Origin of the sequence: Kitasatospora acidiphila, assembly GCF_006636205.1 — a bacterium.
In the GTDB taxonomy this organism is placed as follows: domain Bacteria; phylum Actinomycetota; class Actinomycetes; order Streptomycetales; family Streptomycetaceae; genus Kitasatospora; species Kitasatospora acidiphila.
Map to the genome: position 1 here is coordinate 7,863,296 of NZ_VIGB01000003.1, position 20,170 is coordinate 7,883,465.

Annotated in this window: 22 protein-coding genes; 10 read left to right on the forward strand and 12 right to left on the reverse strand. The window is 72.8% G+C overall.

Annotated features, from left to right (window positions below; all coding sequences use genetic code 11):
• Positions 1–104 precede the first annotated feature (104 nt).
• From E6W39_RS37110 to E6W39_RS37125, 4 genes are all read left to right on the forward strand, one after another.
• Entirely contained in the window at positions 105–1,766 is a 1,662-nt protein-coding gene (locus E6W39_RS37110) for an FAD/NAD(P)-binding protein (RefSeq protein WP_323809132.1), read from the forward strand.
• Between the two features lie 186 nt (positions 1,767–1,952).
• Positions 1,953–3,452 carry a polyprenol phosphomannose-dependent alpha 1,6 mannosyltransferase MptB gene (gene mptB, locus E6W39_RS37115; RefSeq protein ID WP_181799625.1) on the forward strand — a complete coding sequence of 500 codons (1,500 nt, stop codon included), beginning with the start codon at positions 1,953–1,955 and terminating at the stop codon, positions 3,450–3,452.
• Positions 3,449–4,678, forward strand: a complete 1,230-nt coding sequence (locus tag E6W39_RS37120; RefSeq protein WP_141637197.1) for a glycosyltransferase 87 family protein — start codon at positions 3,449–3,451, stop codon at positions 4,676–4,678. The genes mptB and E6W39_RS37120 overlap by 4 nt, the downstream gene beginning before the upstream one ends.
• Positions 4,679–4,704: 26 nt before the next feature.
• The gene (locus E6W39_RS37125) at positions 4,705–4,914 is read left to right on the forward strand and encodes a DUF6011 domain-containing protein (RefSeq protein ID WP_141637198.1); all 210 of its coding nucleotides are present in this window, start codon (positions 4,705–4,707) and stop codon (positions 4,912–4,914) included.
• 74 nt (positions 4,915–4,988) lie between these two features.
• On the opposite strand, the gene E6W39_RS37130 is transcribed toward E6W39_RS37125, so the two are convergent.
• Genes E6W39_RS37130 through E6W39_RS40625 form a run of 3 tightly spaced genes read right to left on the reverse strand, consistent with a single transcriptional unit; the run spans position 4,989 to position 7,047 of the window.
• Positions 4,989–5,813 (reverse strand): pyridoxamine 5'-phosphate oxidase family protein, encoded by an 825-nt coding sequence (locus tag E6W39_RS37130; protein ID WP_407658571.1) that lies wholly within the window; start codon positions 5,811–5,813, stop codon positions 4,989–4,991.
• Positions 5,810–6,232 (reverse strand): ferredoxin reductase domain-containing protein, encoded by a 423-nt coding sequence (locus E6W39_RS40620; protein WP_220140320.1) that lies wholly within the window; start codon positions 6,230–6,232, stop codon positions 5,810–5,812. The genes E6W39_RS37130 and E6W39_RS40620 overlap by 4 nt, the downstream gene beginning before the upstream one ends.
• Positions 6,223–7,047, reverse strand: coding sequence for a globin domain-containing protein (locus E6W39_RS40625; RefSeq protein ID WP_220140321.1), 825 nt, complete (start codon positions 7,045–7,047; stop codon positions 6,223–6,225). Before E6W39_RS40625 ends, E6W39_RS40620 begins: the two co-directional genes overlap by 10 nt.
• 372 nt (positions 7,048–7,419) lie before the next feature.
• On the opposite strand from E6W39_RS40625, the gene E6W39_RS37140 reads away from it, so the two are divergent.
• Positions 7,420–7,641, forward strand: coding sequence for a hypothetical protein (locus E6W39_RS37140; RefSeq protein ID WP_141637199.1), 222 nt, complete (start codon positions 7,420–7,422; stop codon positions 7,639–7,641).
• Positions 7,642–7,706: 65 nt separating this feature from the next.
• Here the strand turns inward: E6W39_RS37140 and E6W39_RS37145 are convergent, their stop codons facing one another.
• From E6W39_RS37145 to ligD, 4 genes are all read right to left on the reverse strand, one after another.
• Entirely contained in the window at positions 7,707–8,249 is a 543-nt protein-coding gene (locus tag E6W39_RS37145) for a GNAT family N-acetyltransferase (RefSeq protein ID WP_141637200.1), read from the reverse strand.
• A gap of 56 nt (positions 8,250–8,305) precedes the next feature.
• On the reverse strand, positions 8,306–8,821 hold the full coding sequence (locus E6W39_RS37150; protein WP_323809133.1) for a mycothiol transferase: 516 nt from the start codon (positions 8,819–8,821) through the stop codon (positions 8,306–8,308).
• 240 nt (positions 8,822–9,061) lie between these two features.
• The gene (locus tag E6W39_RS37155) at positions 9,062–9,274 is read right to left on the reverse strand and encodes a hypothetical protein (protein WP_141637201.1); all 213 of its coding nucleotides are present in this window, start codon (positions 9,272–9,274) and stop codon (positions 9,062–9,064) included.
• A 70-nt stretch (positions 9,275–9,344) separates the two neighbouring features.
• Positions 9,345–10,364 carry a non-homologous end-joining DNA ligase gene (ligD, locus tag E6W39_RS37160; RefSeq protein ID WP_141637202.1) on the reverse strand — a complete coding sequence of 340 codons (1,020 nt, stop codon included), beginning with the start codon at positions 10,362–10,364 and terminating at the stop codon, positions 9,345–9,347.
• A gap of 201 nt (positions 10,365–10,565) precedes the next feature.
• On the opposite strand from ligD, the gene E6W39_RS37165 reads away from it, so the two are divergent.
• The 4 genes from E6W39_RS37165 to E6W39_RS37180 all read left to right on the forward strand — a co-directional run bounded on the left by E6W39_RS37165 (position 10,566) and on the right by E6W39_RS37180 (position 14,200).
• The gene (locus tag E6W39_RS37165) at positions 10,566–11,483 is read left to right on the forward strand and encodes an AurF N-oxygenase family protein (RefSeq protein WP_141637203.1); all 918 of its coding nucleotides are present in this window, start codon (positions 10,566–10,568) and stop codon (positions 11,481–11,483) included.
• Between the two features lie 58 nt (positions 11,484–11,541).
• The gene (locus E6W39_RS37170; protein WP_141637204.1) at positions 11,542–13,113 is read left to right on the forward strand and encodes an FAD-dependent oxidoreductase; all 1,572 of its coding nucleotides are present in this window, start codon (positions 11,542–11,544) and stop codon (positions 13,111–13,113) included.
• A 105-nt stretch (positions 13,114–13,218) separates the two neighbouring features.
• Positions 13,219–13,716, forward strand: coding sequence for an HD domain-containing protein (locus tag E6W39_RS37175; RefSeq protein ID WP_141637205.1), 498 nt, complete (start codon positions 13,219–13,221; stop codon positions 13,714–13,716).
• Positions 13,717–13,783: 67 nt separating this feature from the next.
• A complete protein-coding gene (locus E6W39_RS37180; RefSeq protein WP_220140322.1) occupies positions 13,784–14,200 on the forward strand; it encodes a hypothetical protein in 417 nt (138 codons plus the stop codon).
• 13 nt (positions 14,201–14,213) lie between these two features.
• On the opposite strand, the gene E6W39_RS37185 is transcribed toward E6W39_RS37180, so the two are convergent.
• Both E6W39_RS37185 and E6W39_RS37190 read right to left on the reverse strand, forming a co-directional pair.
• Entirely contained in the window at positions 14,214–15,380 is a 1,167-nt protein-coding gene (locus E6W39_RS37185) for an alpha-hydroxy-acid oxidizing protein (RefSeq protein ID WP_141637206.1), read from the reverse strand.
• A 9-nt stretch (positions 15,381–15,389) separates the two neighbouring features.
• Positions 15,390–16,712, reverse strand: a complete 1,323-nt coding sequence (locus E6W39_RS37190; protein ID WP_228718569.1) for a cytochrome P450 — start codon at positions 16,710–16,712, stop codon at positions 15,390–15,392.
• A 185-nt stretch (positions 16,713–16,897) separates the two neighbouring features.
• Here E6W39_RS37190 and E6W39_RS37195 point away from each other — a divergent pair, with 185 nt between their 5' ends.
• Complete coding sequence (locus tag E6W39_RS37195) at positions 16,898–17,254, forward strand: PhlB family protein (protein ID WP_141637207.1); 357 nt, start codon at positions 16,898–16,900, stop codon at positions 17,252–17,254.
• Between the two features lie 128 nt (positions 17,255–17,382).
• Here E6W39_RS37195 and E6W39_RS37200 read toward each other — a convergent pair whose 3' ends face one another.
• From E6W39_RS37200 to E6W39_RS37210, 3 genes are all read right to left on the reverse strand, one after another.
• On the reverse strand, positions 17,383–18,267 hold the full coding sequence (locus E6W39_RS37200) for a DMT family transporter (RefSeq protein WP_141637208.1): 885 nt from the start codon (positions 18,265–18,267) through the stop codon (positions 17,383–17,385).
• Positions 18,268–18,437: 170 nt separating this feature from the next.
• Positions 18,438–18,821, reverse strand: a complete 384-nt coding sequence (locus E6W39_RS37205) for a hypothetical protein (protein WP_141637209.1) — start codon at positions 18,819–18,821, stop codon at positions 18,438–18,440.
• Positions 18,770–19,984, reverse strand: a complete 1,215-nt coding sequence (locus tag E6W39_RS37210; RefSeq protein WP_141637210.1) for a sialidase family protein — start codon at positions 19,982–19,984, stop codon at positions 18,770–18,772. Before E6W39_RS37210 ends, E6W39_RS37205 begins: the two co-directional genes overlap by 52 nt.
• Positions 19,985–20,170: the final 186 nt, after the last annotated feature.

Here is a 20,170-nt window from a genome sequence, read left to right on the forward strand (position 1 = left end):
GCCCGGACTCCTCGGGCGTCAGCGGTTGGAGATCCATCTGGTGGACCCGTACCCCCCCGGGAGCAGGCCGGATCTGGCGCGACGAGCAGTCCCCGCTGCTGCGGATGAACAACCACGCGGAGCTCATCACCATGTTCGACGCAGGCCAGGGGCCGAGCCAGGGCGCGGACTCGGACACCTGCCGCTGGTCACTGAGCCAGTGGTCGAGCGCCGCAGGCCTCGGTGAGCCGGGCGTCGAGCTCGCGCCGGACCTGGTGGCCGAGGCGAGGAGCTTGACCGCGCGGTCCTATGCGAGCCGCCGTCTGCAGGGCGGCTACCTGCGGTGGGCGTACGCATCCGTGGTCGCCAACCTGCCGCAGGGGGTGACGGTCCACGAACACCGGTGCCGCGCCGTCAGGGTGGCGGGCGGCGACAACGATCGGCAGCGCGTGTGGTTGCACGGCCGCGCCGAACCCCTCATCGCCGACGCGGTGGTGTTCGCCCTCGGACACGCAGAGGCGGAATCGGAGCCGGAGCAGGACGAGTTGGCCTCGTTCGCCGAGCGCCATGGCCTGATCCACCTGCGGCCCGCGGCTGTTGCGGACATCGACCTGTCCGTCCTGCCCCCTGGTGAGCCGGTCCTCGTGCGAGGGATCGGACTCACCTTCATCGACATGATGGGGCTGCTCACCGAGGGCAGGGGCGGCCGGTTCGTGCCGGGCGGTCCTCCGGAGTCCGGCGGGCTGACCTACCTCCCCTCCGGGCAGGAGCCGATCCTGTACGCGGGGTCGCGGCGCGGTGTGCCGCGCCGCGCCGAGATCGGCTACCCGTGGTGGGGCGAACCGACGCCGCTGCCGCGCTTCTTCGGCCCCGACCAGGTCCGCCGGCTCCGGGCACGGCAGGGGGTACTGGACTTCGCCCGGGACCTCCAGCCCCTGATCCTCCAGGAGTTGGGGTACGCCCACTACCACCGACTGTTCACCGCCCATCCGGAGCGCACCCGCGGGCGGTGGTCCGCGTTCGAGGCACGGTTCGCGGACTGCGAACCCGGGAGTCCAGCCCTGCGCGAACTCGTCGCGGCGCACGTACCCGACCCGGCCGACCGATTCGGCCAGGCTGCCAGGCACCGGCCGTTGAGCCGCCTGCGATGCCCGACCCTCGACGCCTTCCAACCCGCCGTCCACGCCTACCTGGCAGACGACCTCGCCCGTCGCCAGAACCCGGCGCACAGCTACGAGCTCGCGGTGCGCCAGGCGCTGCTGTCCGTCATGCGACACCTGGCGCCGCTGGGTGAAGCCCGGTCATGGCACCGGGACACCTTCCGGTTCCACGCCGCCGGCCCGCCGGCCCACCGGATCCGTCAGCTGCTCGCCCTGGCCGAAGCCGGGATCGTCCGCTTCCTCGGGGAGCGGACCGCGGTCAGCGCCGATCCGGCGCACGGCATCTTCCGCGCACACAGCGCGACCGTCCCCGGCGCATCGACGGCCGCCCGTGCCCTGGTGGAGGCCAGGGTGCCCACCATGCAGCACGCCACGTCGCTCTCCCCGCTGCTGGACGACCTGCGGGCGCAGGGAGCCGCCATCACCACCCACGGACTCCTGGACGTCAGCCGGGACGGCCGGATCCGTGACCGGCGCGGTCAGCCCCATCCGCGCCGGTTCGCCTTCGGCATGCAGACCGCAATCCTCGCCCCGCCGTCCTTCCACCGGCGCCGGAGCGCTCCTGCTGCCGGCTGGCGGGAAGACGCCCTGGCCCAAGCCGTCCTGACCGTCCTCAGCGCACCGTAACCCAGCAGCGCGGGCCCGTCGCGCAGACCCAGTACGCACCGGACGCTCCGGGGGGAGGGGGGGCACCGGTGCCGCTGTCCGGTTTGCCCGGCCGTGTTCCGTGATCGCAAGCGCGCCGTGTGCTCGTCATGCGCTGGTTGACGGGCCGTCGTCTGGTGGCCAGCTGGCCGCAGCAGCGTTCCGGGCATGCCGAACTGGGGGGTGAGCGCCGCTGCGTCGCACTGCCGGCGGCTCGGCGCGGCCGGTTCGCTGGTGCTCGCGCTGGGCGGGCTCGGGGCCGGAGCCGTGCCGTTCGGGCGGCCGCATCCGCCGACCGGGCCCGGGGTGTTCCTGGCCTGGTTCGGCATGGTGCTGCTGATCGCGGCCTGGCTGCTGCTCGGCCGAGCCGTGCGCGGTCCCGAACCGCCCGGCCCGGCCTGGCTGTTGCGCACCCTGCTGTACTGGGCGGCGCCGCTGCTGCTCGGCCCGCCGCTGTTCAGCCGGGACGTCTACAGCTACCTGGCCCAGGGCGCCCTGGTCGGTGCGGGCATCAACGCCTACACCCACGGCCCTGCGGTGCTCGGCGGGCCGCTGGCCGCCCAGGTGCCCGGGCTCTGGCGGGACACCCCGGCACCCTACGGGCCGGTCTTCCTCGGGCTCGCCGACGTGGTGACCCATCTCGCCGGCAGCGCGGTGAGCGCAGGGGTGCTGCTGCTGCGGCTGATCGCGCTGGTCGGTCTCGGCCTGCTCGCGCTGGTGCTGCCCCGGCTGGCCCGGGCCTGCTCGGTGCCGCCCGCCGCCGCGATCTGGCTGGGCCTGCTCAACCCGCTGGTCCTCTTCCACCTGGTCTCCGGTGCCCACAACGACGCGCTGCTGCTCGCCCTGCTGGTGGCCGGACTGCTGGCGGTGCGCGGCCAACGGCCGCTGCTGGCCACCGTGCTGGTCACGCTGGCCGCCCTGATCAAGCTGCCGGCCGCGCTCGGCCTGGTGGCGGTGGCGCTGCTCTGGGGGCAGCGGTTGACCGGACGGGCCGGGCTGGGCCGCGCGGCACTCGCGACCGCCGCCGTGGCCGGGCTGACCACGGCAGCCGTCACCGCACTGACCGGGACGGGCTACGGCTGGGTGCACGCGCTCGCGGTGCCGGTCTCGGCCGGGAGCTGGTCGCTGACCAGCGCGCTCGGCCGGCTCTGCGGCCGGCTGCTGGCCGCGCTCTTCGATCCCCTCCCGGCCTTCGGCGGCGCGGGCGGTCTGCTCGCCGCGGTGCTCACGTTCTGGCGGTGGCTCGGCCTGGTGGCCGCCGTCGCGTCAATTGTCCTGCTCATCAGGCGAGTTCGTCGCCGAGAGGTGAATGCGGTGTACGCGGTGGGGCTGGCGTTGCTGGCCGTGGTCGCACTGGGGCCGGCGATCCGGCCGTGGTACGCGCTCTGGGGCGGGGTGCTGATCGCGGCGGCGGCACCGGACGGGCGGGTGCGGCGCTGGGCGCCGGTGGTCTGCGGGCTGCTGGCGCTGGCGGTCGCGCCGGACGGGTTCACCCCGGGCCCGCACGCGGTTGTCATCGCGGTGGCCGGCGGGGCGCTGGGGGCGGTCACGGTGCTGGCCGGGCTGTGGCTGGCCCCGGCGGCGCTACCGGTGGCGGCGCCGGTCGGGCGGCCGGTCGAGCGGCTGCTGGAGGTCACCCCGGCCGAGGGCCCGGGGAGGGTGCGATGAGCGGGACCGGCCCGGTGCGGGCGCGCGGCGGCACGCCGACCCGGGCCGCGGTGCTGCTGCTGGTCGTCGCGGCCTGCACCGCGTTCCTGGTCGTGATCCCGGGCCACCGCGGCTGGTTCGACGCCGACATCTACTACGAGACGGTGCGCCAGTGGCTGCACGGCGGCCGGATCTACGACTACCAGCGGCCCGGCACCAGCTACGGCTTCACCTACCCGCCGTTCGCGGCCCTCTGCATGGTGCCGGTGACCCTGCTGCACTGGCCCGGTGCGGTGACGGTCGACGTCGGGCTCAGCGTGCTGGCCGTGCTGGCCCTGCTCCACTGGCTGGTCGACCCGATCGCCCGCCGGCTCGGCTGGCAGCGCTGGTACGCCCTCGGGCTGCTGGGCTGTCTGTTCGCGATCCTCAACCCCGTGCGGGACACCTTCAGCTTCGGCCAGATCAACCTGCTGCTGATGGCCATGGTCTTCGCCGACTACCGCCAACTGGTGCGCGGGAGCGGGCGGTTCGCCGGTGTCGGAACCGGGCTGGCCACCGCGGTCAAGCTGACCCCGGGCCTGTTCATCGTCCTCCTGCTGATGACCGGCCGGCGCCGGGCCGCGCTGACCGCCACCGGCACGGCGCTGGCCGCCACCCTGCTCGGCTTCCTCGCCGCTCCCGGGCAGTCCCGGTACTTCTGGACCTCGGCGCTCTGGAACACCGACCGGGTCGGCTCGGTCTCGTACATCTCCAACCAGTCGCTGCTGGGCATGACGAGCCGCCTGGTCCCGGGGGCCGGAGCGCGGCCGGTCTGGCTGCTGCTGGTGGTCCTGGTGCTGGCGCTCTGGGCGCGGCGCTGCCGGGAGGCGGCGCGGGCCGGGGACCAGCGGTCCGGCTTCGCGCTCACCGGAATCACCTGCTGCCTGGTCAGCCCGATCAGCTGGGTGCACCACCTGGTCTGGATGATCCCCGCCCTGCTGGTGCTCGCCGACGCCGGCTGGTCCGCCACCGACCGGGCCCGCCGCACGCGGCTGCTGGCCGCCGCGGCCGGCGGGTGCTTCCTGCTGACCAGCGGGCTGGTCTGGCTCTGGCGGTTCCGCGCCGACGGGATCGGCGGGGTGCTCGGCGCCAACTCCTATGTGCTGCTCGGGCTGGCGCTGCTGCTCGGGATGCCGCCGCGCCCCGGCAGCGACCTGGAGAGCCTGGCACCGGTACGCGGTGGCGGCGAGCTGAGCCGCAGCCCGTGACGGTGGGCCCAGGTAGGCTCGCCGCCATGACCAGCCGACCCGACCCCGAGCCGCTGCTGCCCGTCGAGGACGTCGAGGAGCGGGAGCGGCTCGCCGCCCGCGTCACCTGCCGCGCCTGCGGTCGGCCGCTGCACGACCCGGAGTCCCGCCTGCTGCGCTACGGCCCCGGCTGCCGCCCGGGGGTCGACCCGGTGCGGCGGCACGACGTCGACCAGGACGCGCTGCCGGGGCTCTGAGCCCCGCCTCGACTCCGGCTGCCCGGCTGGCCCGACATCGGGCTCAACTCCGGCCCACCGTCCACGGATCCGGCCTACCGCCCGCGCAACCCGCGCCAGCCGTCGCGAGCGACGACGGCCGGGCGGCGGGCCCAGGACGGGGTGCGCTGCAGCGGCACCTGGGAGCGGCCCGGGGCGTCCGGCGCCTCGGCAGCGGGCTCGAACAGCTGTGCCTCGGCAGCGGGTGCCGCGAACGGCATCGGCTCGGGAACGGGCTCGGGCTGGGCCGGTTCCCGAGCCGGCGGCTGCGGGACCACCGCGGAACCGGTGAAGTAGTCCGGATCCTTGGGGCGTTGGGAGCGCAGCTTGGTGCCGTGCGGCGCGGGCAGCAGATGCGGGATGTGCTTGGAGCAGTGGATGTAGGCCTCGTCCACGGACAGGTGCACCCAGAACTCCGCGCGGCGGCCGGGGGCGGTCTCCTGCGGCAGCTGCGGATAGGCGGTGCGCAGCGCGTCGTCGGGGCGCAGATGCGCGGTGCCGTTGACGTGCAGGCCGATCCGATCGCCGCTGAAGTCCACGAAGAGCAGGCCGAGATGGGGATTCTCGGTCATGTTCCCGGCGCTCGCCATCACCCCGTTGCCCCGGTACTCGGGGTAGGCGAGGGTGTGGTCGTCCAGTACCTGCACGAACCCGGCCGGGCCGCCCCGGAAGCTGGCGTCGCAGTGGCCGTTGCCGTCCGCGGTGGCGATGAACACCATGGTCTGGCGGGCGATGAACTCCCGCATCTGCTGGGTCAGGCAGGGCCGCACCTGCCGCTCGTAGAACTGGGCGGCGCGTTCCGCGGTGCCCATGTGCTGCTGCAGCTGGTGCTCGCCGGCCGAGCCGAATGCCAGCTCCGCGTCGATGCCGGGATGGGTCACGGCTGGTCCACCTCGTCGAGGGAGACGAACGGGTCGTGGTAGAGGCGCTCCAGCGGCATGCCGCCGCGCCGCAGCACCCGGGCGACGCTGACGATCATCGAGGCCGGGCCGGCCAGGTAGGCGTCGTGGTGCAGCCAAGGTCCGTTCTGGGCAAGGGCGGTGAGCAGCTGGTCGCCGCTGTCGGCGGTCTGCTCGTCGGCCACCGCGGCGCGCACCGCGATCCAGGGGTGGCGCTGGGCGAGCTGGTAGAGGTCGTCCAGGTCGTAGAGCTCCTCCAGGGTGCGGGCGCCCACGAACAGGTCGATCGGCCGCTGCGAGCCGTCCAGCACCGCCTGCTCGACCAGGGCCCGGATCGGGGCCAGGCCGGTGCCGCCGGCCACGCAGACCACCTTGTGCGGCACCGTGGGATCTATTCGCAACTCGCCCAGCGGCGGCCCGAGTCTGACCATGTCGCCGACCGTGGCGCGCCGCACCAGGGCGTTGCTGACCCGGCCGCCGGTGACCGCGCGCACCTGGAAGGTGATGGTGCCGTCGGGGCGGGGCGCGTTGGCGGGGAGTAGTAGCGCCAGGTCTTGGGCCACCAGGGGGTGTCCATGCTGATGAACTGCCCACCGGTGTAGGGGTAGGGCTGGTCGGTCCGGACGGTGATCTCGGCCAGGTCGCCGGCCCGGCGGCGGTGGCCGACCACCGTGGCGTGCCAGACGGCGGGCCGGTGCCGGGCGTCCTCGATGGCTGCCGAGTCCATGACCTGGGCGGCGGCGTTGTAGGCGGCGACCCAGGCGGCGGCCGCCTCCGGGGTCCAGGCCGGTCCGGCGAAGTGTTCCAGGGTGGCGAGCAGGCATTCGCCGACCGCCGCGTAGTGCTCGGTGACGGTGCCGAACTTGCGGTGGTCGCGGCCCAGGTTGGTGCAGAACTCGGCCAGGTGGCGGGGGTCGTCGACGAGTTCGACGATCAGGAGCAGCGCACGCAGCAACCGGTCCTGCTGGACGTCCAGGTGGGCCGGGAAGAGCTCGCGGACATCGGGGTAGCGCTCGAACAGGGTCGCGTAGAAGAACCGCGGCAGATCGGCCGCGCACGGCTCCACCGCATCCCGGACCGACCGGATCAGCGCGACCTGACGACGCGTCAAGAGCTGGCCCGGTTCGGGTAGTTGTGGCCCGGCGGCGGTCCACTCGACGGTCGGCGGAGTTGCCGTGGCAACTTCGCCGTCGCGCTGGAGGGAGCGGAACTTCACAGTGCGGTTCTCCTGACCCGGTCGAAGCCCCCCGTGAGCTGCCGGTCTGCGGCATGAACTCGACAGATTCTGCCGACCAAGCCGAGCGGCGCCAAGGTCAATGTCGTGAAAACTGTGTGAGGGTGGGTCGTTGGCGTGTTCGATCGGTTACTGGTAATGACCGTCACGCGGAGCCTGGAGGCGATCCCGCAGGGTGAGGGCGGTCTTCGATGGAGAAGCGGGGGAGGGGTGGCGGCGGAATGCGAGATTCCGCCGTTCATGAGGGTATGCGTCCAAGAATCTGCCGACGGAATTGGTGAGAGTCTTGTGAAGCAAATATGTGCGCATCCTCTGCGCCGGTCGCGCGTTTAACCAGGCATGAAGAAGCGCTGCATGCTTGCCGTCACCTCGCTCGCCGTCGGCGTCGCCGCCTCCCTGGCCGCGCCCAGTGCCCATGCCGCCGAGTCGATCGGCGACGGCACCACCCCGAACTTCGCGGGCAGCCACCTGCTGCCCCTGCAACTGGACGAGCTGCTCGGCCACCACCAGCAGGCGGCCGGCGGCCAGCAGCCGACCACCAGCACCACCGGGAACCTGCTCCCGGGCCTGGGGTAGCAGGCGGGAGCAGGCCGGTCGCGGCGGATCAGGCCGATGCGCCGGGATCGGACTGGTCTGCCGGATCAGGCCGATCGCCGGGCCCGCAGCAGCACGCCTTCCTGGCCGCTGAACGTGATGCCCTGGAACTGCGGGCCGCGGCGGAGCTCGGTGAACCCCAGCTCCAGGTGCATGTCGATCGACGCCGGGTTCGCCGCGGAGACGAAGCACCAGACGTCCGGGCCGTGCTGCCAGGCCCAGTCCATCCGCCAGCGGGTGAGCGCCGTCCCGATCCCGCGTCGGCGCCAGCCCGCGGCGACCGTCACGCCCACCAGGTAGTAGCCGGCCGGTGCGTGGTCATCGGGGTGCTCGGCCAGGTGCGCCACCGTGGCGTAGCCCGCGAGCTCCTGACCCACCCGGGCCACCACCACCGCGTTCCGCTCGCGGCCGACCGCGCGGCCGATCCGGGCGGCCCACTCGGTGACCAGGCCGCCTCGCGCGCTGGTCTGCAGCTCGGCGAGACCGGCCACATCGGCCGCGGTGGCCTCGACTAGCGTCGGCGCGGCCGCGTCCGGGCGGGAGTGCGGCTCGGGCTGGTAGTCAGCGAAGACTGAGGGCGCGTCAGGCATGGCGGTGATCCTAGCGATCCGGTCACCGTGACCCGCTGCGGCCGATGTAACCCCGCTCAGCTGCGGGCCAGGCAGCCGCGCACCAGGGCGGCCTGGCCGACGTGCTGGAGGTCGTCGGACAGGGTGCTGATCAGCCGCACGCCCAAGGTCACGGGCGGCTCCCACATCGCGTCCACGACCCGCGCGTAGTCGCGCTCGTGCAGCCTGCCGAGGTAGTCCACGGTCTGCAGGTGGGTCGCCTCGTAGTAGCCGGCCAACTGCTCGGCGGTGGCGGAGAACTTGCCCACCTGGGCGCTGGAAGCACCGTAGCCGGTGGCCTCGGCGCGGTAGGGCAGAGCGAACCTACGCTGCCAGTCCTGGGCCCGCCACACCTCGGGCAGCTCGGCGACGTCGGACACCTGGACGTCCTGCACCCGGCTGAGGTGCCAGACCAGCCAGCCGATGGAGTTGGTGTGGCCGTCGGGACCCCGCCAGGACAGTTGCTCAGGGGTGAGGCCGTCCAGCACCTCGGTCACCGCCTCCTGGACGCGTTCGAAGCCGTCGATCAGCAGCCTGGCGCTCGCCATCGTCATGGTCGCCCTCACTTCGCCGCCCGGGTGGTCCGTCCCAGCATGGCCGCACCCGCCCGCCCGGGCCCGCAGATCGCCGAGCCCGGGCGGATCATGCGCCCGAATGGCGGAGCTGTGCAGGTCGCCCCGGCCGTCGTCTCAGGACCGGGCGTCCGGCGGCGGATGCACCTGCCGGTTGCCGTGCTGGATGGCGAACACGGTGCGGGAACCGTGCGCCGCGTTGGCCTGTTCGGAGGCGATGCGTCAGTGACCCAGCAGCCCGGTGAGATCGGTGCCCAGGTTGGCCAGCTTGGTCAGGTCGCCGAGGTCGGTGATGGCGCCCACCGGGATGCTGTAGGGGTGGCCCTGCTTGGACGGCATCGGGTCGGCGGTCGCGGCGGCGGCCGGGCCGATCGCCGCCAGCAGGGCGGTGGCCAGCAGGGCGGCGGCGGTGGTCAGGCGGGCGGTGGTGCGCATCGGGGCCTCCGGGGTTCGGGGGAAGTGCCGCCTGGTGCAACGTCCATGCCCGGTGGCGGTCACGCCCCTGTCACTCGGCCGGCTCCTCGCGGATCACCTCGGTGGGCTTCTTGTCGTCCCGCACGCCCAGATAGCGCGGCTGGCGCAGCAGGCCGGCCTTGGTCCACTCGGTGAAGGCGACCTGCACCACCAGCAGCGGTTCGACCCAGTGCACCCGCGGTTCGCGCGGCGCGGGCTGGAACGGCGACTCGGGCCGGGTGGTGGCGTCGAAGAAGGTCCGCAGCGCCTCCAGGGTGCGGCGGTCGAAGCCGGTGCCGACCTTGCCCGCATAGCGCAGTGCGCCGCCCTGCTGGTAGCCGAGTAGCAGGGCGCCGAAGCCGGAGCGGCCGCCGCCGGTCGGTTCGGTGAAGGCGCCGACCACGAATTCCTGGGCCCGCAGGCACTTGAGCTTCAGCCAGCCGTCGCCGCGCCCTGACCGGTACCGGCCCTCGGCGCGCTTGGCGATCAGCCCCTCCCAGTGCTGCGCGCAGGCCTCGGCGAGCAGCCCGGCGGCGTCGCCGGTCTGGTGCCGGGTGTAGCGGAGCGGTTCGGTGAACTCGACGGCCTGGCGCAGCAGGGTCTTGCGGCAGCGCAGCGGCAGCCGGGTGGTGTCGGTGCCGTCCAGCCAGAGGAGGTCGAAGAGGTGGAGCACCACGGCCACCCCGGTGCGGGCGATGGCGCGCACCTCGGTGAGGCCCATCCGCTGCTGCAGCAGGGCGAAGTCGGTGCGGTCGCCGCGCATCGCAGTGATCTCGCCGTCCACCACGAAGGCCCGGCACGGCTGGGCCAGCAGGGCCGCGACGAGTTCGGGGTAGGAGTCGTTCAGCGGCTTGCCGGTCCTGGAACGCAGCCACACCCGGTCGTCGAGGCGCAGGGCCAGCGCCCGGATGCCGTCCATCTTGCGCTCGAACACCCACCCTTCGTCAAAGGACTGACGCTTCGTCAGCTCGGCCAGCATCGGCGGCTGGTCGATCAACTGCCGGGCCTGGTCGGGCGGGAGCGGGCGCAGCAGCTCGCGCAGCTGGTCGGGGAGCAGGGTGAGCGCGGACATCTGCCTTCGTCCTCGGCGGCGGTGGCCCTCACGCTAGCCGGGGGAGCGGGCGCGGTACGGGAGGCGCGGCCCCGCTGTCGCTTTTGTGTCAGCGCTTTTGTGACATGCGGGGGTCTGGCCGGGGTCGGGTTCTTATTGTACCTTGCGTCTAATAAGGCACGGTGAAGGTGTTCGCACGGTGAAGGCATTCGGAGGGCGGTCATGGCGACGACCGGAACGGCGACAGGCAGACTCGGCCACACAACTGCCGACGAGGACGTCTCGCAGCGGCTGCTGGACTCTGCCGCGCAACTCTCCTACGACCCGGCCGTGGAGATCGACTGGGACGCCCCGCTCTCGCCCGACCACTACGGACTCAACCCCGAGTGGAGCACCCTCTACGGCACCCGGCTGTGGCGGGAGATGACCCATGAGCAGCGGATCACCCTGACCAGGCACGAGGTCTGCTCGATCATGAGCACCGGCATCTGGTTCGAGATGATCCTCCAGCAGATGGTGCTGCGCGACCAGTACCTCAAGAACCACGCCAACGCCGAGTTCCGGTTCGCCCTCACCGAGATCGCCGACGAGTGCCGCCACTCCATCATGTTCGCCCGCGCCTGCGAGAAGATGGGCGTGCCGGCCTACATACCCAACCGGCCGGTCGCCGAGGCCGCGCGCGCCTTCAAGACCCTGGCCGCCGGTGAACTCGCCTACGGCGGCATCCTGGTGGCCGAAGAAGTGCTCGACGTGATGCAGCGCGACTGGATGCGCGGCGAGGACGTGCTGCCGATCGTCCGGGGCACCTCGCGGATCCATGTGGTCGAAGAGTCCCGGCACATGAAGTTCGCCCGCCAGGAGATCCGCGAACGGCTGCGCGGCGCCGGACCGGTGCGCCGCCACAACAGCGCGCTGGGCACCGCGATCGCCGCCGCCGTGATCCTCTCCAGCATGGTCAACAAGCAGGTCTACGCGGCCGCGGGGCTCAACGTCGAGCGGGCGGTCGCCGAGGTCAAGGCCAATCCGCACCGCAAGGCGATGATGCGCACCAGCTCCGCCCACCTGATCCACTTCCTCGGCGAGGCGGGCCTGCTGACCCGCCCGGCGGTGCGGATCTACCAGAAGCTGCACATGATCTGACGGTTCGTCATTTCAACAGCGCCACTTCTGCCGGACGAACCCGAGGACCACCGCCCCCATGGCCTACGCGATCACCCAGAACTGCTGCACCGACGCGACCTGCATCTCGGTCTGCCCGGTCAACTGCATCCACCCCACCCCCGAGGAGCCGGGCTTCGGGCACACCGACCTGCTCTACATCGACCCGGCCGCCTGCATCGACTGCGGCGCCTGCGCCGACGCCTGCCCAGTGGACGCGATTTTCCCGGTGGACCGGCTGGCCGGTTCGCTGGCCCGCTACGGCGAGGTCAACCGCCAGTACTACCAGGAAAATCCGAACACCCACGCCTGGGGCAAGCCGGAGTTCCCGCGCAGCATCCCGGCCGACCTCGGCACCCTGCGGGTGGCCGTGGTCGGCACCGGTCCCGCCGCCGCCTACACCGCACAGGAGTTGCTGCGCACCGCCGGCGCCGAGGTCACCATGATCGACCGGCAGCCGATGGCCGGCGGGCTGCTCCGGCACGGCGTGGCCCCCGACCACCAGGCCACCAAGCGGATCGGCGACAGCTTCGCCCAGCTCTACCGGAACCCGCGGCTGCGCCTGCACCTCAACGTCGAGATCGGGCGCGACCTCTCCGCTGCGGACCTGGCCGCCCACCACCACGCCGTGGTCTACGCGGTGGGAGCCACCGCCGACCGCCGACTCGAGGTCCCCGGCGAGGAGTTGCCCGGGGTGCTGGGCGCCGGCACGGTGGTCGGCTGGTACAACGCCGACCCGGACGTGCCGGCCGTCGCCGTCGACCTCAGCGCCGAGCGCGCGGTGGTGGTCGGCAACGGCAATGTGGCACTGGACATCGCCCGGGTGCTGCTCTCGGACCCGGAGCGGCTGGCCGGCACCGACATCGCCGACCACGCCCTGGCCGCCCTGCGCGGCAGTTCGGTGCGCGAGGTGGTGCTGCTGGCCCGGCGCGGCTCGGCCGACGCCGCCTACACCGCGCCGGAGTTCCTCGCGCTGCGCCAACTCCCGGGCGTCGCCGTGGTGGTGGCCTCGGATGAAGCGCTGCCCGAGGCGGTTGAGGGCAAGTCGGCGCTGCTGGACGGGCTGCCGGTCGAAGCGGTGGACTGGACCGGGCCCCCGCCGGCCGGCCGCCGGATCGTGCTGCGGTTCCTGGAGCGGCCCGCCGAGTTCTTCGGTCAGGACCGCGTCGAGGGGGTGCGGTTGGCGTCCGGCGGGCTGATCCCCGCCGGGCTGGTGGTGCGGGCGATCGGCTTTCGCGGCGCGCCGCTGCCCGAACTACCCCTCGACGAGGCCACCGGGACGGTGCCCAACCGCAACGGGCGGGTGGTGCCCGGGAGTTATGTCGCGGGCTGGGTCAAGCGCGGCCCGACCGGCGGGATCGGTGCCAACCGCGCCTGCGCCAAGGAGACGGTGGACGCGCTGCTCGACGACGCGGCCGCCGGGCTGCTCCCGCCGCCACCCGGCAGCGCGGCCGACTTCGACCGCCTGGTCCGCCGCCGCTGCCCCGAGGCCACCGGTCTGCGCGAGCTGCGGGCGATCGACCGGTTGGAGCGCGAGCGCGGTGCGGCCGGCGGCCGGCCCCGGGTCAAGCTGGCGACGGCCGCCGAACTGCTGTCCGTACGAGGCCGATAGACTGCTGTTCCTCGCCTGGGGCCCGGCCTACAGTCGAGGGACCGGGAGTTCGACCGAGCGACCGGGCCGCTTGACCGCAGACTGGGCCGACCCGGGAGAGCCCCCATGACACTCACGGTTGCCGACGTCGACGCGCTCGCCGAGCGGGCGCATGCCGGTCAGCTGGACAAGATCGGCGTCCCCTACATCAAGCACGTCCGCGTCGTCGGGAACGCGCTGGCCTCGTTCGGGCCGCACGCGCAGATGGCCGGGTTGCTGCACGACGTGCTGGAGGACACCGACTGGACCGCCGAGGGCCTGCGGGCGGCCGGGGTGCCGACGGTGGTGGTGGACACCGTGGTGGCCGTGACCAAACTGCCAGGGGTTTCCTATGAGGAGATGATCCGGTCGATCGCCGGCAAGCCGCGGGCCACCCTGGTCAAGATCGCCGACAACGCCCACAACTCGCTGCCCGAGCGCGCCGCCGACCTGCCCGCTCCCGATCGCGAACGGCTCGCCGCCAAGTACCGGGCGGCCCGCCGAGTGCTCTGGCCGGCCGCCGGGAGCGTGGACGTGGCGGTGATCGTGGGACGGGTCAACCCCGCCCTGCTCTCCGAGGTCTGACCGGCTCCGAATTCCGTCGTTTGCTTCATTTGCTGCCGGATAGTCCGAAATCGTATGATCCGGCACTATGACTTCCGCAGCCCTGCCCTCGCCCGAGACCGGGATCCCGTCCGCCTTCTCGGAGCTGATGCGCGAGGTGATGGCGGACGCTGAGCGGTTCGGCCACCGCCAGCACGTCCACCTGACCTGGCTGGCGATCCGCCGCTACGGCGTCGCCGCCGCCACGGAGCTGGTCGGCGACGGGATCCGGCGCACGGCCGCCGCGGCCGGGGCGCCGCAGAAGTTCCACGTGACGATGACGCGGGCCTGGGCCGAGCTGGTGGGTCGCCGGGTCCGTGACGAGGCAGACTTCGAGACCTTCGCCGCCCGGAACCCGGAGCTGCTCGACAAGACACTGCTCGACCGCTCCTACCGCCCCGAGACCCTGACCGGCGATGCGGCCAGGACTGGCTGGGTGGAGCCCGACCTGGCCCCGCTGCAGTGAGATTGACGATCCGTCAGATGCGCCGCACCGCGCCCTCGGCGCGCAGCGAATCCAGCGTCGGATAGCCGTCCACCGCCATCAGCAGGTCGGCCTCGGTGAGCAGCGAGCGCAGCACGTGCACGATGCCGTCGGTGCCCGCCAGGGCCAGCCCGTAGACGTACGGGCGGCCGACACCCACCGCGGTGGCGCCCAGAGCCAGTGCCTTGACCACGTCCGTGCCGCTGCGCACGCCCGAGTCGAAGAGCACCGGCAGGCCGTCCGCCGCCTCGACCACGGCCGGCAGCAGGTCCAGCGCGGCCAGACCGCCGTTGGCCTGCCGACCGCCGTGGTTGGAGCAGTAGATGCCGTCCACCCCGGCGTCCCTGGCCCGGCGCACGTCCCCGGGATGGCACAGGCCCTTGAGGATCAGCGGCAGGTCGGTGAGCGAGCGCAGCCAGGGCAGGTCGTCCCAGGTCAGCGCGGAGCGGAAGAGCTGGGCCCAGGTGAGGATCGCGGCGCCCGGATCTTCCTCGGGAGCCTTGGCGAGCCGGGAGCGGAACACCGGGTCCGAGAAGTAGTTGGCCAGGCAGTGCCCGCGCAGCTGCGGGAAGTTGCCGGTCGCCAGGTCGCGCGGCCGCCACCCGGTGACCCAGGTGTCCAGGGTGACCACGATGCCCCGGAAGCCGGCCGCCTCGGCCCGGTGCACCAGGCTGGCCGCCAACTCCCGGTCGGTGGGCGTGTAGAGCTGGAAGAACCCCGGGGTGTCGCCGAACTCGGCGGCCACCTGCTCCAGCGGATCGACGGTCAGCGTGGAGGCGACCATCGGCACCCCGGTGCGGGCGGCGGCCCGCGCGGTGGCCAGATCGCCGTGCCCGTCCTGGGCGCACAGCCCGACCACCCCGACCGGGGCCATGAAGAGCGGCGACGGCAGGGTGTGCCCGAACAGCTCGACGGACAGCTGCCGCTGGGTCGCGCCGACCAGCATGCGCGGTATCAGCCCCCAGCGCTGGAAGGCGGCGGCGTTGGCCCGCTGGGTGGCCTCGTCACCGGCCCCGCCCGCCACGTAGGAGAACAGCGAGGCGGACAGCGCGCCCTGGGCCCGGGCCTCCCACTCGGCGAAGGTCATCGGCAGGCTGGGCAGCACCCCGCCGAGCGCCGCGAGGTAGATCTCGTCCTGGTAGTTGCCGAACTGCGGTTCCATGGCGGATCGTCATCCTCCGAAGTCGGCGGCGGCCGTGACGACCGCCGGGGTCGGGCCGTCGGGGCGGACGGTGATGCTGTAGGCGGCGCGGGGCGGCGTGCTGCGGAACGCCACGGTGTAGGCGGGGAGCAGCACTTCGAGCAGCGCCACCGACTCGCGCAGCGCGAACTGCATGCCGAGGCAGGCGCGCGGGCCGAGGCCGAACGGCAGATAGGCGCCGTGCTCGGTCGGGCGGCCGCCGGGGCGGGTGAAGCGGGTGGGGTCGAACCGCTCGGGCTCCGGCCAGCGGACCGGGTCGCGGTGGGTGAGGTACGGGCAGACCAGCAGATCGGTGTCGGCCTCGACGGCGAAGCCCGCCACGGTGTCGGCCTCGGCGGTCCAGCGCGGCAGGATCCACGCGGACGGGTAGAGCCGCAGCGTCTCGTGGACCAGGGCCTGGACGGCCTCCCGGCGCTCCGGCGAGCCGGCGGGACCGGCCGACAGCGCCTGCTCGCGGGCCTCGGGGTGGCGGTCGAGCAGCAGGTAGAGCCAGGTCAGTGTGGTGGCGGTGGTCTCATGGCCGGCCAGCAGCAGGGTGACCAGCTCGTCCCGGATCAGCTTGTCCGTGTACTCCGGCCGTTCCGCCGAGGCCTCCAGCAGCACCTGGAGCAGGCCGGGGCCGTCGGGGCCGGGGGGCTGGGTGCGGGCGGTGTCGATGGCGCGGTGGGCGATCGCGTCGATCCGCTCCAGGAAGGCGGCCACCGCCTCGTGGGCCTTGACGGAGTCGTCGGGCAGTTGCGGCAGCGCCGCCACCACGGCCCCCACCAGCTCCAACTCGGCCTCGGTGGTGGCGTCCAGCTCGAAGCCGGTGAGCGAGCGCCAGATGGTGTCCAGGGCGAAGTGGCGCATCTCGGTGGCGAGGTCCAACTCCTGGCCGGTACGGGCGTGGCCGGCCCAGCGGGCGGCGGTCGCCCGGGCCGCCTCGGCGATCCGCTGCTCGTAGCGGCGCATCCCCTGACCGGTGAACTGCGACTGCAGCAGCCGCCGTTGGCTCTTCCAGGCGTCGCCGGTCGCGGAGAGCACGCCGTCGCCGATCAGCAGCCGGGCGCGGTGCGAGCGCTTGACGTAGCGGTCCGGGTGCTGGGCCAGCACATGCTGGACGGCGCGCGGTTCGGTGACCAGCACGGTGGGCTTGGCACCGCCGAGCCGGACCGCGGCGAGGCCGCCGACCTGTTCCCGGGCCAGCGTCAGCAGCTCCACCAACTCCCCGCCGCCGGCCCGCCAGCGGGCGATCTCGGCGGGATCCAGCTCGGGCACGGGGGTGTACGGCGGGGCGCCGGTTTCGGTGGCCACGGGTGCTCCTGTTCGGCCGCTGCGGGCGGGTTCTGACGGACCGTCGACCTCACGGACTGTACGCGATCGGGCGTCTCCGGTGACAGCCTCCCTTCGGCCGGACAGGAGGGGCACTCAGTGCCTTGCGCACTGGCACTCAGTGCCATATGGTCTCCGCACACTGGCTGAATTGGAGGGAACGACCCGTGCAGCAGACGCTCACCCCCGAAGCCCCCGTCGATGACGAGACCGTGCTCCACTACCGCCAGTGCCGCTGGTGCAGCTCGCCCACCGAGCACTACCGGCTGCTCTGCCCGGTGTGCGGATCCACCGACATGGCGGAGCTGCGCAGCACTGGCGAGGGCGTGGTGCGCCGGATCGGCGCGGTGGCCCGCTCCCAGGTGCTGGAGCACCGGATCCGGCAGAACTGCGCGATCACCCTGGACGAGGGACTGACCATCACCGCCGTGGTGACCGCGAGCCGCTACGAGGTGATTCCGGTCGGCACCCGGGTGCGGCTGCACACGGCGGTCGGAGACACCGCGGAGTTCCGGCTCGCCTGACCGGACCGCCGGGTCCTCCAGGCCGTGAGGCGGAGGATCAGACGGCCGCCGGCACTCCGCTCGCGTCTCAGACGGCGGCCGGCACGCCCGCCCGCGTCTCAGACAGTGGTCGGCACCCCGCTCGCGTCTCAGACGGCCGCCGGCACCCCCCGCTCGCTAGGGTTTTCGGCCATCCCGTCGGCCAGCGGGGAGCGGGACAGACCGATGCAGCCGGCCAGCACCACGCCCATCGCGAGCACCTGCGGGACCAGCCACCAGCCGGTGCGCAGCGTCTCGGCGAAGAGCGTCACACCGTAGCTGGTACTGATCAGCGCGTCACCGATGCTGAGCATCGGCTGCGAGGCGGCCAACGACCCTGCCTGCAGCGCGTTCTGCAGCACGAACAGCGAGCCCACGCCCATCGCCGCCGTCGCATAGATCTGCCACCCGGTGAACAGCGCGCCGGCGCCGTGGTCCAGGCGGGCCATCGCGTCCTTCATCAGCGCCGCGGTCAACGCGTACCCGCAGGCCGCCGCCAGGCCGAGGGCGGCCGCCCGGGCGTTGCCGTGCACCTTGAGCCCGATGCCGAGCGTGACGACCAGGAACAGCCCGGTGGCCAGCAGCGCCACGGGCCAGGAGCCGGACGAGACCGAGGCGTTGCCGCCGCTGGGTGCGGCCGCCATCAGGAAGAGTGCCAGCCCGACGGCCACCGCGGCTATCGCCAGCCAGACGTGCCGCGAGAACCGCGAGCCGTGGAACAGCAGACCACCGAGCACCAGGGTGAACGGCAACTCGATCATGAAGATCGGCTGGACGATCGCGATCGGGCCGGTGGCGAGCGCCACCGCCTGGCAGACGGCCGCCACTATGCTCATCGCGATCCCGCCCAACCAGACCGGTCGGCGCAGCAGATCGCGCAGCAGTTGGAAGCGCATGGCGTCTTCCTCCGGCGCGGTGGCGGCGGCTCGGCGCTGCAGCACCGAGGCGGTGCCGTTGCTCACGGCGGTCAGCACGGCGAACAGGATCGAGATCATCTCTCCATCATCCGCCGTCGAACGGTGTGTTGCGGCCCGGTTTTTAATGATTCTCCGAGGAACCGCCGCTCTCTGGCAGGTCGGCGAACCGGAACGGCGCTGCTCACTCCGGTTGCGGGGCTCCGCCCGCCGGTCCGGACCGCCGGACGGAGCCCCGACTATCCGCAAAATCAGCGCAATACGCGGTGATGCCACGGCGCCGCCGGAACGGTCGCCGGCGCGGCCGCCACCGTCGGGGCGCGCAGCGTGCCGGGGTTGAACGACCCGGTGTACACATCGGTCGAGTTGTTCGGATCGGTGTTGGCCGTCACCAGGATCGGGCGCAGCCGACTGCCGTCCGTGATCAGGCCCTCGTAGTCGCCGAGGAAGTGGCCGCCCGCGTTCGGCGCCTGCAGCCAGTCGAAGACCGGCGAGATCTGCCGCTCCACAGCCGCGTCCTGCCGGCCGCGCGGGAAGCTGAGCAGCCAGGCCGCGCCGGGCAGCGTGGTGGTGTCGCCCGGCGTCAGGTAGCGCAGGTCGTAGTAGCTGATGGCGACGGTGCCGTGCTGGTCCACGGTGATCGACGGGGTGAAGGCGGGGCGTTCGGCGCCTGGTCGATCCGGACCGGGGTGCTCCAGTCGGCGCCGCCGTCCGCGGAGTGGACCAGCTCGATCGAGTCGTACTGCCCGCCGCTGAAGTCCGAACCCTCATAGGCGAGATAGAGCTCGCCGGTCTGCGGGTCGATGGCCACGTTGGGCAGACCGGAGCCGGCCCGCAGCGCCTTGCTCTGGTCGGTCGGCGCGTTCGGGTCCACCTCGTTGACCGCCGTGTCGGCGACCACCGGCACCGGCTTGCTCCAGCTGCGGCCCTGGTCGGTGGAGCGGACGAAGGCGAAGTGGGTCTCCTTGGTGGTGTTGCCGGTGGCGTCGGTGGCGGTGATCCACTGGAAGAAGTCGTAGAGCGTGTCGGTGTGCGCGTCGGCCACGATCACATTGCCGATGGTCTGCGAGTAGGGCACCACCGAGGTGTCCACGAACGGCCGCGCCGGGGACCAGGTGCGGCCGTGGTCGCGGGTGATCGAGATGTAGGAGGGGCCGTCGTAGGCGGTCGCGGTCTGGTCGATCCGGTCCCAGACCTGGTAGGCGGTGCCGGCGTGCACCGGGTCGGCGGTGACCGAGTTCTTGTCGTCGCCGACCGCCGGATCGGTGTCCTGGATCAGATTGCTGACGTGCTGCCAACTCCGGCCGCCGTCATAGGAGGTGGCGGCAGCGACCCCGTTGGTGGCATCGGTGGCGTCGAAGACCAGGGCGCTGCTGTAGGCGGTGCCGTCCGGTCCGAAGCTGACCCAGCCGTCCGAGGCACGCTGGTAGGGCAGGCCGCCCGGGGCGCAGTGGGTGAACGGCAGCGGGGTCTGGGTGAAGTGCACGCCGTCCGTGGAGTAGCTCGAACTCAGGCCCCGGGCACCGCCGTTGGACCAGCGGTCCTGCTGGTAGATGCCGATCACATGCTTAGGGTCGCGCGGGTCGGCGGCGGCGTACGGCTCGGCCTCGGCGGCCGGGTAGTTGGTGCCGGAGCCGTCGCCGCTGAGGTCGCAGGCGGCATACGGGTCGCCGGGGGAGATCAGGGTGAGTGGCCAGGGTGAGGTGGCCGCGCCGGCCGGTGTGCCGGTCACGGCGGCGGCGAGCGCGAGCGCCACGGTCGCGGTGGCGAGTGGCGCTCTGCTGCGGAACTGCTTCATCGAAACCCCCAAGAACGTCGGCTGATGGTGCCGGTGGTCGAACTGGGCGGTGCGAACCGGCTGGTGGGAACCGGGTGGTGCGAACTGCGCGTGCGGGTGGATCGGTTGCGTCGGCGAGGCCGGCGGTTGCCTCGGCGAGCCGGGCAGCTGATCGCGAGGAGTCTAGCCAGCCCGTCCTGGTCCGGG